We start from the raw sequence: 12684 nt of genomic DNA, 5'->3' as shown, positions 1-12684 counted from the left end.
ATGACTGCTTTATTGCCACCACCAGCTTTATTTATGTTTGACATGGCACCAATACACAGTGCCCACCAAGCCATTATCACAGCCAATAACTGGCAAGAGAAATACCGCCAAATTATGTTATTGGCCAAACATATTCCCCAGTTAGCGGATGAATGGAAACAGGACAACGCTAAGGTTAATGGCTGTGAAAGCCAAGCTTGGCTGTACCATCATTGTATTGATAACCACCATTACTGGCTGATAGACAGTGATGCCCGTATCGTTAAAGGGCTTGCGGGTCTATTGCTAGCCCAATTGCAAGGCAAAACAGAAGCGGAAATTGCCGGATTTGATACCCAAACATATTTTGCAGCACTGGGCTTAGCCGGGCAGCTAAGCCCCTCTCGAACCGGTGGCTTAACGGCAATGGCCGCCAAAATGCTGACAGGCAATTAACCGACTAACACAAACCCACCCCTGCAGCACTGAGCATAACCCGCAGGGGTGGGTAAAGACCAAACTAGCGTTACACAGCTAAGCAAACTACAGCGCAAAATTTGCGATGGTCCGTTGTATTCCCACCACATCTGTGCCCCGTTTTAATTCTTTTACTAACGGTTGGCTCTGGCCGGAAAGATACAGTTTCAACTCTGCATCTAAATCAAACCGACCGGCAGTTTCCACTTCAAAATAGGTAATGGATTTATAGGGAATCGACTGATAGGTGACTTTTTTCCCAGTCACGCCCTGTTTATCAATCAAAATAAGCCGTTTGTTAGTAAACACAAACATATCCCGGATGAGTTTATATGCTAAGGCTAACTCTTCATCATTTGCTAGGATTGGCTCTAATTCCTGCTGTAGTTCAATTAAATCCACTTCAGAAGCATTGCCCATCAGGGCATCCAATAATCCCATATCTTCTCCTGCCGATATGCTTAGCGATAACGAAGAGACAGTGTATCGCAATAAACTCACTAACTACGCTTTGGTCGATCATATCCGGCAAAAAATACCGCGATTAAAATCGCGGCTATTTAGGGGCAAATTGATTGCCCGAGACGATTAACCTGCGCCACTATAATCACAGGTTAAACCGTCAATTTAGCTCAGTGAGTGAATAAGGCTTACTGCTTGCTATGTCCAACCACCATCATTTCACATGTATGGCAATCAAATACCAGTTTGAGAGTATCCCCTCCCATTTCCAGTACCATAGGCTCAGCTTTTAATTCAGGACGTTGTTTCGGGCACAAATTAAAGCTGTAGCGTAAACAGTGTTTTGTCGTCATCAATGGCACATCTTCCTTAACCCGATTAAGTTCGAATGCCTCTTCTACCTGCATCACACCATGACGCAGATAAAATGCTTTCGCGGCCTGATTCGCAACATTGCCTAGATAGCTAAGATGCTTAGCCGGATAACGAGCATCAGCATGATATTGACCCGGCGCAGGACGCTGATAACCTACCAATCGAGCTGCATTAAGCGCATCAATCGCCTCACGACGTAACCCATTTAATGCCCCAGCAGGAATAAACCATAGCTGCACCGTCGCAATCTCAATATCTGTTGCAACAAAATCAGTACTGCCGAGTTTTGCCAACTGTTTACGTATGCTTGCTTCAGTTTTCTGCCTATCATTAGCTGGCGTTTTATCACAGCTAATTTGCGCTTGAGCACTAAAGCCAAATGTATCCTTAACGGTCAAACACACACCATCATCAGTGTCGGAAAGATGCATAGTCACCGCTAACCGCCGCTTAGCCGACTCCCGCCCCAATAAATCTTCAAATGCCTTATCATGGTTACGGAACAATTCACAGCCCAGTTGTAGATCCTTGGGCATCTGTGCCGGATACAGTCGCAAACCATCAGCGCGGTTAATGCGCATACCACGCAACATATCATCACTTTGCAGCTGTATTGCCCGGCTAGGGGCGAAATAACATAACCCATCACCATTGGCAAACACAGCATCAGATTGAACATCGATAAAATCTCGCCCTACACTCATTACCCGGCCAACAGATTGCCCCAGATATTTCGGTGTACTGAAATTTCCCACATCTCGGTGACGGGTCTGCACAAAATAATCTGTTTTACCTCGGTTAAAACTTTTATCCGGATCAGCACTAAAGCCGGTTTCAACCCGCCCATGGGATGACGCATAAAGCTCTGGTCGACGAGCAATAATGGCATCCAACTCCCGGCGATAATGGGCCGTAACATTTTTGACATAGCTCAGATCTTTGAGTCGACCTTCAATCTTAAATGAGCGCACTCCCGCATCAATTAATGCTTCCAGGTTCTCAGTCTGATTATTGTCTTTCAAAGACAACAGATGTGCATTTTCTGCTACTGACTCCCCATGGCGGGTTTTTAAATTACAAGGCAAGCGACACATCTGGGAGCATTCTCCCCGGTTGGCACTGCGGCGGGTAAAGGCATGACTGATATAACACTGACCACTGTAGCTAACACATAATGCGCCATGAATAAAAAATTCAATCTGCACATTAGTTTGTTGCGCGATTTGTTGGATCTGCTCTAAAGACAATTCCCGCGCCAATACCACCTGGGTAAAACCAACCTGCTGTAAAAAGGCCACTTTCTCCGCATCTCGGTTATCCATCTGAGTACTGGCATGCAGAGCAATGGGGGGGAGATTAAGGGACAAAATTCCCATATCCTGAACAATCAGGGCATCAGCACCAGCTTGATAAATCTGCCATATCAGCGCTTCAGCTTCTGCTAACTCCGCATCAGATAAAATGGTATTCAGAGCCACAAACACTTGAGCATGATATTGATGGGCAAAACAACACAGCCGAGCAATATCTTCAATACTGTTACCAGCGGCAGCTCGAGCGCCGAATGCTGGCCCCCCAATGTAGACCGCATCAGCACCGTGCTTAATGGCTTCGATACCGAAATCTGCATTTTTAGCCGGAGCCAACAGCTCCAACCGATTGGAAAGATGGGAAAGATTTTCTGAAGTAGACACAAAAGCCCCGGACATAATCACGCTCAAAGGTTATCGGTACTGAACCAAACCGTGAATTGTACCATTTTGCGGTGATCGGGTAACAGAAAATGCCAAAGCAGTAATCGCTTCTAAGATGGATTCCTAAACCAAAGTCCTCATGAACATGAATCTCACAACCAAGCAACCCCAGGCAACCCCAAGCCACTGATTGCAAAGCATAACGTAAAAAATAAAAGACCCGCCGGCTCGGATAAAGGCGCGGCGGGCCAAAGGGCATATCTCTTAGTTAACGAAATTTTATCAAGAGCCTATTTAGCGACTAATCGTGTCTTGTTGTGATAGTTCACATTCAGTTGCAATCAGTTATGTCAACCAGTTGATGATAATCCAGATACTGTGGATGACACATTTTCAGCCCCTTTACGGATCTCATCCATCACAGTGGTCACCTCGGCAATTTGCTGTTTACCGTTTTCAGCGGTTTGAGCGACTTCGTTCATCATCGCCGTGGCACCAGTGGTAAGATTGCGGTTTTCTGCCACAACAGTGGCAATTTCATCGGTAGATTGGCTGGTTCTGGCAGCCAATTGACGAACTTCATCTGCTACTACGGCGAACCCGCGGCCTTGATCTCCGGCTCTGGCGGCTTCAATTGCAGCATTCAATGCCAATAAATTAGTCTGCTCTGCAATTGAACTGATCGTTGACACAATTGCCTCAATACTTTTTGACTGTTCGTTAAGCAAATTAATAGATTCTGTTGTTTTATTCACCTGTTCAGCAATAATATTGGATGTTTCCACACTGGAGTGCAGTAGGCCTGCTCCCTGCATCGCAATTTTTGCAGTTTCCTCCGAAGTGGAGTAAGCCACATCCGCCGCCTCACGCACAGCAATATCCTGCATCACTCGGTCAGTAATATCAGAGGCAAACTTAATCACTTTAACTATCTTGCCAGACTCACTCTGAATGGGATTATAGGTTGCCTCCAGCCAAATGATTTGACCTGTGGCTCCGCGACGCTGAAACATCCCACTTTTAGGTTGTCCACTGGCAAGCTCCGCCCAAAAAGTAGGGTTATCAATATAAAACTGCTCATCGCAAAATATTTTATGGTGTTTACCTACAATCTGCTCTTTGGTGTAGCCCACGGTATTAAGAAAATTAACATTGGCATTGAGAATGATGCCCTCTGGGGTAAATTCGATAATGGCTTGGGATCTATCTAACGCGGTAAAAATGGCTGCCTGACTGTCAGAGTGGTGTTTCTGCTCGGTAATATCTGCAGCAATTTTCATTACCTTAGTAACAACACCTTTCACTTTGATGGGGAAATAGGTCGCTTGTAGCCACATTTCATCCCCAGCTTTATTTTTGCGCAAAAATACCCCGGAAAAAGCTTTTCCCTGGGCCAGTTCGCTCCAGAACGTGCGATACTGCGCACTGTTAATGACTTCAGGAGGGCAAAACATTCTATGATGTTTACCTTTTACCTCCTCCAGCGAATAGCCTACAGCGCCAAGAAACAGACTGTTGGCGTCCAAAATAGTGCCATCAGGCATAAATTCAATTGTCGCCACACTCTCTTTAATGGAATGAATGATTGACTCACTCTGCAGTAGGCTTTCATCGACTGACTGTTGATGTTTGGAATTGAAATTAAACATGCACTGACCCTGTTTTGATTTGCCAACAGGTGAACTCCCTGCCAGCTACAACACGCCGCATGTAACTGCTGACGCTGTCTTTATCCTGTAAATCTAGGATAGCAGGGATTTTTCAGTGCACAGGGGAATTAAGATATTTTCAACCGGCAATCAAACTTTCGCTGTAGTTATTTAAGATGTCGTCCGCCATCCAGCGGCATCACCCGGCCGGTGATATAACGGCTCTCCATTAGCAACTGCACCATGGCGAATAACTCGTCAAACGATCCTTCTTTAGGTAATAGCGCCTTTTGCAGAGCTTTTTGTCGATAAGCTTCTGTATCACCATCATTAAAACGCAATAACGCCGGCGCAATACTGTTCACTTTCACACTGGGTGCCAACTGCGCGGCAAAAGACAAGGTCAAATTATCCAGCGCAGCTTTACTGGCAGCGTAAGCAATATGTTTTTGACTGCCTTTGCTGACAATAAAATCACTGATATGAATAATATCAGCGCAACCAATTGCTGCAGAATCAGGGACTTCACCACGATAGGTAACACTATTTGGCGCTGAATGAGTAAAGAAATCTGCTCTGGCCATCAATTTTTCCGCTAACGCCATATTAATTTGATAGGGCACATTGACATGGATTTGCATCATCTGCTGCATAATTTCGTGGTGAGAAAGAGCAACATCATCAGGTAACCACTGTGATGCATTATGGATAATAGCCCTGAGCACGGGGACATCTCGTTGTATTACCGCAATAAATTGTTCAACTTGCGACTGACAACAAAAATCCACTGGATAAAGATGTGCCCCCATCGCTAGCAACTGCTCTATTTCAGCCCGTTGGGAACGATAAGTACCGATAACAGCTTGCCCGGTCTCTAGCATGGTACGAGCAAGGAAAAAACCGGCTCTGCGCCCAACCCCAGTAATCAATACTGGGTGAGTTAACTGATTATCCGCTGTCATTTATTCATCCTTGAAATTAGCCAGGCGATTCATGTCAATGCCCCTGAGTCCCCAACTAATCAATATTCAACTTTTGCTTTGAACCCATGTTATTAATACGCGATTGCGTTATTCCTTGTCGTTAGTATTGCATTCACGTCGGCTTTCTAAAGTCAGGGAGACTGAGTCAGCAAACCTGAGGGCATGAGGCTTATCTATGGTTACCCGCGCCAGAGTCACACTGGGATGCTCCATGCAAATATTCAGTACATCAGCGACTAAACGTTCCAGTAACTGAAAGCGGCCTTCTTCAACATGCTGAATCACTTTTTTGGTAATGACTTTGTAATTCAACGCATCCGCCACATCATCAGAAGCAAACGATTTGACCGCCGGATAATGTATTTCCATATTAATGACCACATCCTGCTGCTTACGCTGCTCCTCCGGATTAAAACCAATATATGTTCTCAGCCGTAGATTCGTAACATTAATAATGGCTTGACTAAATAGCATATTTGCTCCCCTGTAACGCTGATGAATACTTATCCCTGTAATGCCAGTCAATCTGCACAGCTTTCAAACCGATCCCTGTGACCGTCTGCTCACGTATTGCTATTAAAGCAACAAGGCTCAGGGAATACTCATGGCAAATGTGACATATAACCACTCTACAGACAACCACTTAGCATCGCCTAATACAAAGCTAAACCAAGTGTTGATTATCGGTGCAGCCGGGGGAATTGGTCAGGCACTTTGCCAACAATATCTGCAATATCCCAATATCAACATTACCACCCTAAGTCACACACCTTTGCCCCAACCGCTCGCCCTTAATCGTCGAATACACAGTATCAAATGTAACTGGCAAGCCTCTGAACTTGCGACTGCTTTGCAGCAATGCCAAACACATGGCTTATTTGATCGCGCCATCATCTGTACTGGCATACTCCAAGGCCAAGATACAATGGCAGAAAAACGATTGGAGCACTTATCCGCCGACAATCTGAACAAGCTTTTTTATGCCAATAGCGTGATACCGGCGCTGTGCCTGCAACAGCTGCCATGGCTTCTTACCCCACGTGCTGCTATTGCCATTTTAACCGCCAGAGTTGGTAGTATTACTGATAACCACCTAGGTGGTTGGTATAGCTATCGAGCCAGTAAAGCGGCTTTAAATATGCTAATAAAAACGGCCGCCATCGAATACGCTCATCACTGGCCTGGGCTCAGAATGCTGGCCTACCATCCTGGCACGGTAGATACCAAATTATCTAAACCGTTTCAGCACAATATTGTCTCGCAGCAATTACGCACAACTGCGCAAACGGCTCAACATCTTTGTCAATTCCTCGCCCCCCTGCACCATAGTCCCTTAACTGACGCTCCTCTCCCTTTTTTAGACTGGCAGGGAGAATCGATACCTTGGTAACCTTCAATCCCAGACAAGAAAAAAGCGAATATGACAAGCATCTTCGCTTTTCCTTAACCTTGTGCCCCTTACATCAGCCTTTATGTTCTTAACAATAGGCTGAAATCGTCACTGTACTTGACACTATTTCATGAAGTCAGTGCCTAATTGGATATCTCCTGTTAAGGTATCTAACATGCTATCTCTGGCCTGGGTTTCAAACTCACTCAATGCCCTATAGGGCAGCACTTTTTCAACCCCATTTCGCCCCAGCAACACAGGTTGAGCAAAGAATTGAGCATGCTCACTGCCACCATCGACATAGGCGCATTCAACCACATTAGTCTGCCCCTGCAAGCCACGAACTAAAGACATACAGAATCGGAATGCCGCCTGCCCCATAGACAAGGTAGCTGACCCACCACCGGCTTTTGCTTCAACCACTTCTGTGCCCGCATTTTGGATCCTGTGAGTCAACGCCGCAATTTCATCATCAGTGAAAGTCACGCCGTTAACCTGAGACAGCAGTGGCAAAATTGTCACGCCACTGTGACCGCCGATCACATTGACCTGTACATCCTCTACTTTCAACCCTTTGGCCTGCGCAATAAAGGTTTCTGAGCGGATAACATCCAGAGTCGTGACACCAAATAAACGCTTAGGATCGTAAACACCAGCCTGCTTCAACACTTCAGCTGCAATCGCAACGGTTGTATTCACCGGGTTAGTGATAACACCAATCAGTGCCTTAGGGCAAACTTTGGCAACTTTTTCAATCAAGTTACGAACAATCCCAGCATTAATATTGAACAGATCACTACGATCCATCCCCGGCTTTCTGGCGACACCGGCTGAAATCAGCACAATATCAGCCCCATCCAAAGCAGAGCTTGGGTCTTCCCCGGCAAATCCTTTCACCTCAACGTTAGTCGGAATATGGCTCAAATCCACCGCCACTCCTGGAGTCACGGGCGCGATATCATAGAGCGATAACTGTGAGCCAGCAGGCAATTGGGCTTTCAACAACAATGCCAACGCCTGACCAATACCACCAGCAGCACCTAGAACAGCAACTTTCATCGTTATCTCCGTCTATATTCCATTATTGATATATGTGATATACATCTAATTTCCTGACGCTGACATTACTGCAGCAACACAAAAATTTCAATCAAACACACCAATTTTTCACCAAACACCCTGTATTTTTAATTTTTATTAACACAAAAATTTATCTATATTCTCTAACATCCGGAGAACTAAATGATCAGCTATATTTAGAATGAATTTTTATTCACTGTAACTGCTATCACATTGACACTATTGCTGAAAATATTCACAATAAATCTGTTTATATGAATAACAAAAAGACAGTTATGGCCAGTAGCAAAAACCAAGATGAACTCATCAAAGTATTTAAAGCCCTGCTAAAAGAGGAGCGATTTGGCTCTCAAAGCGAGATCGTCAATGCTCTACAGGCAGAAGGGTTCAGCAATATTAACCAATCAAAAGTTTCCCGCATGCTGAGCAAGTTTGGCGCAGTGCGTACCCGCAATGCCAAACAGGAAATGGTTTATTGCCTGCCCGCCGAGCTAGGCGTTCCCACAGCAAGCAGTCCGGTCAAAAATTTGGTTATTGACGTTGACCATAACCAAACCATGATTGTGGTTAGAACCAGTCCAGGAGCCGCACAATTAATTGCCCGCCTATTAGACTCTATTGGTAAACCGGAAGGCATTTTAGGCACCATTGCCGGTGATGATACAATTTTCATCTGTCCGTCTAATATTGATGATATTGAAGACACATTAGAAACCGTAAAAAATCTGTTTAACTACAATGATTAATTCGCAACAAATAGCAAAACGCCCCAAACTGATAAGCCGTTTGGGGCGTTTTTTATCATCTAAAGAAACATTATTCCGCGTATTTGAGCAGATAATCTAACGATGGTGCAAAAAAGGATGAGCCGGTCATCGCTTTGGTAAAGTGCATCAGATGATCATGGTTTCCTTCCCCATCGCCATGAACCATAGATTGCAGCATTTTTTCAAAATGCTCTGGTGTCCGACAAGTTGCAATAAACATCAACCCCTGTTGCTTAACTGAGCCATAAGGCATGCTCTGACGCAAAATCTCCATTGCGTTCCCCTGCTCATCTTTCAGGTTCACCCGCTTTATATGACTGGTTAATGGCTTATCTTCAGAGGCATATTCAATATTATCCTGCTTAGTACGCCCAATAATATCTTCTTGTTTTTTTACAGCTAGACGCTGCCATTTTGTCAGGTTATGAGCATATTTCTGTACATGAATATAACTGCCACCGGCAAAGGCATTATCCTCATCCCCGACTAAAGCAACCGCCTGACGCTGCAGCCCTTTAGGGTTTTCCGTGCCATCCACAAAGCCGGTTAAATCCCGGCTATCCATAAAGCGGAATCCCCGCTCTTCATCCACCAGCTCAGTTAAATCTTCCAACATGCAGCAAACATCACTAGCTACCAGGTGCAGCACATCTAATCGATCTGCCCGCAGATGGACAAACAGATCGTGCTCCAGTGCAGGTGCATCACGGTTACCGGCTTCCATTGCCGGAAAGGGCTTCAGCTTTGCCGGACGAGACGCCGGATACAGCGTATCCCAGTAATTCGCACCTACGGCAACAAAACCATTAAAGGCACAGTCAGCATACTGATCCGTTAATTCATGAATATAATGAGCAATATTGGCGATACTGGGTCGAAGCTGCTGTTCTACCCCATCATTGGCATTCAACATCAGGTAAACACTGTGCAAATTTCCTTCGGCGCAAATTCCTAGCTGTTCCCGTGACATAACCTGATTTTCCATTTTTGTCTCACCTTTGTGCATTACATTATCTTCAGTAACATTAAGAGGCAACTTTACCGCAATATTGAAACAGACAGCACATTAAGATGAAAAAGTGTGATACATATCCACAGGTTAGCAAAATCAAGTTACAACACGGCATATTCCTGTCAAAAAATCACTAAGGGATGAGCATCGGTGCGTAACATCACTTTCTGCCCTGGCAACAATTGGGTTAATTGGCTACGCACTTCCAACAAGAGTGCATCAATCTCAACTTGATAGTGGCACACGTTCCCAAGAAAGCGCCTTTGCCGGATCACGCCAACGCCCTGCTCAGACGGCTCCAACTTTAGTTGCTGAGGCCGCAGCAAAAGCTCACCACTGTATGCGGCCGGATGGGGTAAGGCACTGGTGCTCACCAAAGGGCCTAGCGGAGTATCAACGTGGAAACTATCCCGCACCTGAACCGGCATATAATTTCCACTCCCCAAGAAGTCTGCGACATATTTTTCTGCAGGTTGCCAATATAAGTTCTCCGCACTGCCCTGCTGCACAATGCGTCCGTCTTTAAACAGCGCCAACTTATCGGCAAATACAAAGGCTTCATCCTTGCTATGGGTCACAAACACCGCCGTAATACCACGACGGATCAGGATCTCACGCAGTTCCTGGATCAGCTCAGTGCGCACCTGAGCATCAATGTTGGAAAAAGGCTCATCTAATAACAAGAGTTTCGGTTGATACGCTAACGCCCGGGCAATCGCAACTCGCTGCTGCTGCCCACCCGATAACTCATGGGGATAACGGTCGGCTAGACCGGTTAATTTCACCAGTGCCAGCATCTCATCCAGTAACCTCTGCCGCTCAGCCTTGCCCACATTCCTCACCCCAAACAGAATGTTCTCCGCCACATCCAGATGTGGAAAAAGCGCATAATCTTGAAAAATCATGCCAATGCCACGCTGTTCACTGGGTAGCCACTGTGTACCGTCATCAACACAGTGCCCAAGGATATCGACTTGTCCGCCACTGATAGACTGCAGCCCAGCAATCACCCGCAATAAAGTCGTTTTGCCACACCCACTGGGGCCTAACAGTGCGAGAATATCGCCACGTTTAACCTCAAGATCTAACCGTTTGAGTACCGAAAAACCTTGATATTCACAGCTTACGCCACTAATCGACAGTGCCATCATGAATGTTCGCTTCGCTCCAGAGAATGGTTGAGATACACCAAAGGCACCAGCCCCAACAGCACAATAACAACTGCCGCAACGGCCCCCAGCTCCAGCTGCTCATCAGAGACAAACTGATATACATAGGTGGCCAGATTTTCATACCCCACCGGCCGCAGTAACAGCGCTGCAGGTAATTCTTTCATCGCCTCAATAAAAACCAACAGCATGCCCGCAAAAATGCCCCGCCACAGCAAAGGTAAATGCACCTGAAAAAATAGCGCTGCCGGTCGCAGCCCCAAGGTTAAAGCCGCCATATCCAATGATGGGGCGATGCGGCGATAACTGCTCTCCACACTGCCGATGGCGATGGCAGAAAAGCGCACACAAAACGCAAAAATCAGCGCCAGAATCGAACCGCTCAACACCAAGCCCGGTCCCCTTACGTCCAACCAATCAGCCAAATCATTAACAGCAAAATCAGTCAGGGTTAAAGGCACTAGCACCCCGATGGCCAGCACGGTTCCTGGAAGGGCATACCCCGTTGCAGCTAACTGCACTGGCAATTGGTCCTCGACTCTGGGGCTAACGCGACGAATAAACAGTAACGCTAATGCCATAACGATACACAAAACACTGACACCAAGCGCGAGCAATAGGCTATTCAACCCATAGTGAAAAAACTGCATCATTTGGGTTTCGCCCCAATATAGCCAGACATAACGCAGCAGCGCCATAAACGGCAATCCAAAGGCGAGTAGCAGCAATAACGCGCAGTAACCACTGGCCAATAATGCCAAATGCCCCTGCAACATATAACGGGGCAATGGGGTCGCAGCGGGTTTCTGAAATAGCTGCTGCCGACGCCTGGCGTAGCGCTCAGAGCCAATCAAGACAAAAATCACCAGCAGCATAATCAAGGACAAACGGGCCGCAGCAGTTAAACTGCCATATTCCAGCCAAGTGTCATACACAGCTGTAGTTAAGGTAGGTACAGCAAAATAACTGACAGTGGCAAAATCGGCAGCCGTCTCCATTGCAACTAATGCCACGCCCACCGCCAATGCGGGTCTTGCCATTGGAAGACTAAAACGCCAAAAACTTTGCCAAGGGCGACACCCCATCACCCGAGTCGCCTGCAACAAATTGAGCGATTGTTCCATAAATGCGGTGCGCCCCAAAAGATAAATATATGGAAACAACACCAGCGCCAGCATAAAAGCAGCCCCACCCAAGGAGCGCACGGAAGGGAAAACGTAATCGTCAGCAGACTGCCAATGGAACATGGCTCGCAGCCATTGTTGCACCGGCCCGGCATAATCGAGCATATCGGTATAAACGTAAGCAACCAGATACCCCGGCATGGCCAGTGGTAACAAGAGCCCCCATTGAAATAGACCTCGCCCGGGAAAGTCACAGCGAGCAACTAGCCAAGCGGCTGGAATGGCCAACAACAACGCCCCAATACACACCAGTAACATCAACAATAGAGTATTAGCAATATAACTGGGCAGCACTGTCGCTAATAGGTGAGCAAAGACATTATCGCGACCAAGCTCGGCCTGTCCCAATAGCGCCTGCCCCAATAACGCAAACGCCGGCAGCAATAATAAAAGTGCCAGCCCAAAGCTAAGTAGCGACCAACGCCGAGGCAATGCGGGGATCACAGATCTGCTCCGTTGTGAT

At 46.4% G+C, this 12684-nt stretch carries 12 protein-coding genes; 3 read left to right on the top strand and 9 right to left on the bottom strand.

The genetic code is table 11. The features are described 5' to 3' along the window. Positions 1–33 precede the first annotated feature (33 nt). Complete coding sequence (locus NFHSH190041_RS04910) at positions 34–435, top strand: SufE family protein (RefSeq protein ID WP_261924180.1); 402 nt, start codon at positions 34–36, stop codon at positions 433–435. Positions 436–522: 87 nt separating this feature from the next. Here NFHSH190041_RS04910 and NFHSH190041_RS04905 read toward each other — a convergent pair whose 3' ends face one another. The 5 genes from NFHSH190041_RS04905 to folX form a co-directional block, all read right to left on the bottom strand. Then, positions 523–897: a PH domain-containing protein gene (locus NFHSH190041_RS04905; RefSeq protein ID WP_261924179.1), complete on the bottom strand. Its 375-nt coding sequence runs from the start codon at positions 895–897 to the stop codon at positions 523–525. 209 nt (positions 898–1106) lie between these two features. Beyond that, positions 1107–3002 (bottom strand): peptidase U32 family protein, encoded by a 1896-nt coding sequence (locus tag NFHSH190041_RS04900; RefSeq protein WP_261924178.1) that lies wholly within the window; start codon positions 3000–3002, stop codon positions 1107–1109. Between the two features lie 335 nt (positions 3003–3337). After that, complete coding sequence (locus NFHSH190041_RS19650; RefSeq protein WP_315972968.1) at positions 3338–4636, bottom strand: PAS domain-containing methyl-accepting chemotaxis protein; 1299 nt, start codon at positions 4634–4636, stop codon at positions 3338–3340. 167 nt (positions 4637–4803) lie between these two features. Beyond that, positions 4804–5598 (bottom strand): dihydromonapterin reductase, encoded by a 795-nt coding sequence (gene folM, locus NFHSH190041_RS04885; RefSeq protein WP_261924177.1) that lies wholly within the window; start codon positions 5596–5598, stop codon positions 4804–4806. 108 nt (positions 5599–5706) lie between these two features. Beyond that, the gene (gene folX, locus NFHSH190041_RS04880) at positions 5707–6093 is read right to left on the bottom strand and encodes a dihydroneopterin triphosphate 2'-epimerase (RefSeq protein WP_261924176.1); all 387 of its coding nucleotides are present in this window, start codon (positions 6091–6093) and stop codon (positions 5707–5709) included. A gap of 130 nt (positions 6094–6223) precedes the next feature. Here folX and NFHSH190041_RS04875 point away from each other — a divergent pair, with 130 nt between their 5' ends. Next, positions 6224–7009 carry an SDR family NAD(P)-dependent oxidoreductase gene (locus NFHSH190041_RS04875; RefSeq protein WP_261924175.1) on the top strand — a complete coding sequence of 262 codons (786 nt, stop codon included), beginning with the start codon at positions 6224–6226 and terminating at the stop codon, positions 7007–7009. A 123-nt stretch (positions 7010–7132) separates the two neighbouring features. On the opposite strand, the gene mdh is transcribed toward NFHSH190041_RS04875, so the two are convergent. Next, a complete protein-coding gene (gene mdh, locus NFHSH190041_RS04870) occupies positions 7133–8068 on the bottom strand; it encodes a malate dehydrogenase (protein ID WP_261924174.1) in 936 nt (311 codons plus the stop codon). A 296-nt stretch (positions 8069–8364) separates the two neighbouring features. On the opposite strand from mdh, the gene argR reads away from it, so the two are divergent. After that, positions 8365–8835, top strand: a complete 471-nt coding sequence (argR, locus tag NFHSH190041_RS04865) for a transcriptional regulator ArgR (protein ID WP_261924173.1) — start codon at positions 8365–8367, stop codon at positions 8833–8835. 70 nt (positions 8836–8905) lie between these two features. On the opposite strand, the gene NFHSH190041_RS04860 is transcribed toward argR, so the two are convergent. The 3 genes from NFHSH190041_RS04860 to NFHSH190041_RS04850 form a co-directional block, all read right to left on the bottom strand. After that, entirely contained in the window at positions 8906–9841 is a 936-nt protein-coding gene (locus tag NFHSH190041_RS04860) for a Dyp-type peroxidase (protein WP_261924172.1), read from the bottom strand. A 149-nt stretch (positions 9842–9990) separates the two neighbouring features. Further along, entirely contained in the window at positions 9991–11019 is a 1029-nt protein-coding gene (locus NFHSH190041_RS04855; RefSeq protein ID WP_261924171.1) for an ABC transporter ATP-binding protein, read from the bottom strand. Continuing rightward, positions 11016–12665 (bottom strand): ABC transporter permease, encoded by a 1650-nt coding sequence (locus NFHSH190041_RS04850; RefSeq protein ID WP_261924170.1) that lies wholly within the window; start codon positions 12663–12665, stop codon positions 11016–11018. The genes NFHSH190041_RS04855 and NFHSH190041_RS04850 overlap by 4 nt, the downstream gene beginning before the upstream one ends. Between the last annotated feature and the right edge of the window lie 19 nt (positions 12666–12684).

It is taken from the genome of Shewanella sp. NFH-SH190041 (assembly GCF_024363255.1).
Classification (GTDB): domain Bacteria; phylum Pseudomonadota; class Gammaproteobacteria; order Enterobacterales; family Shewanellaceae; genus Shewanella.
This window is presented reverse-complemented; position numbering and strand designations above follow the sequence as displayed.